Source organism: Porphyromonas uenonis 60-3 (genome assembly GCF_000174775.1).
Taxonomy (GTDB): domain Bacteria; phylum Bacteroidota; class Bacteroidia; order Bacteroidales; family Porphyromonadaceae; genus Porphyromonas; species Porphyromonas uenonis_A.
This window is the reverse complement of the sequence record NZ_ACLR01000200.1, coordinates 1-1185: the sequence shown is the minus strand read 5'-3', so window position 1 is coordinate 1185 and position 1185 is coordinate 1. Positions and strand designations below refer to the sequence as shown.

The window sequence follows — 1185 nt, the reverse complement described above, 5'->3', positions numbered from 1 at the left end:
AAGTCTTTCTTCTGTAACCACATGGTACGCCAGTACTATGAGCAGGGAACGCACATACTGCTGATTGATACAGGTAACTCTTATGAGGGCTTGTGTCAGTTTATCCACGCCAAGACCAAAGGTGAGGATGGTATTTACTACACCTATACAGAGGAGAACCCCATCGCTTTCAACCCCTTCTATACCGACGACTATGTCTTCGATATAGAAAAGAAAGAGAGTTTGGCGACCCTTATCCTCACCTTGTGGAAGTCGGGAGACGAGAAAGTGACCAAAACAGAAGTCAGCGAGTTATTCGCCTCCATTGGAGCCTATATCAATAAGATTACTGCGGATCGAACCATCGTCCCCAGTTTCAATACCTATTACGAGTTTATGCTTGACGAGTATCGTCAAGACCTACTCAGTAGAGAGATAAAGGTGACAAGGGAAGACTTCAACATTGACAACCTGCTGACCACACTCAAGCACTACTATCGAGGTGGCGAGTACGACTACCTACTCAACTCTACAGACAACATAGACCTGCTCAGCAAGCGGTTCGTCGTCTTTGAGATTGACGCTATCAAGGACAATAAGATACTCTTCCCAGTGGTGACCATCATCATTATGGAGAGCTTCATCAACAAGATGCGTCGTCTGAAGGACGAGCGCAAAATGATAATTATCGAAGAGGCCTGGAAAGCTATCTCCAGTGCCAATATGGCTGAGTTCATCAAGTACCTCTACAAGACCGTGCGTAAGCACTTTGGAGAGGCGGTCGTGGTAACACAAGACCCCGATGATATTCTGCGCTCCCCCGTGGTGCGTGAGAGTATCATCAACAACTCCGACTGTAAAATACTGCTTGACCAGCGCAAGTATATGAACAAGTTTGACGCAATACAAGAAGCGTTAGGCTTGACCAATAAGGAGAAGGAGCAAATCCTCTCCATCAATCAGAACAACGACCCCAACCGCCTTTACAAGGAGGTGTGGTTCGGTTTAGGGGGTATGGTGAGTGCTGTCTATGCTACAGAAGTAAGCTTAGAAGAGTACTTCGCTTATACAACCGAAGCGACCGAAAAAGTAGCCGTCCAGCGACTAGCTGCACAACTCGGTGGTAACATTGAGTTAGCTATCCGCCAGATGGCACAAGCACAACGAGAAAAAGAACAAATAATAAACGCCGTAGCCTATGAAAAG

1 protein-coding gene is annotated in these 1185 nt (G+C 46.4%); it reads left to right on the top strand.

Translation table 11 applies throughout. The annotated features are described in order from the left end of the window. Window positions 1–1185 (top strand): TraG family conjugative transposon ATPase (locus PORUE0001_RS07925; RefSeq protein WP_007365928.1); only part of this gene is annotated, 1185 nt, incomplete at both ends.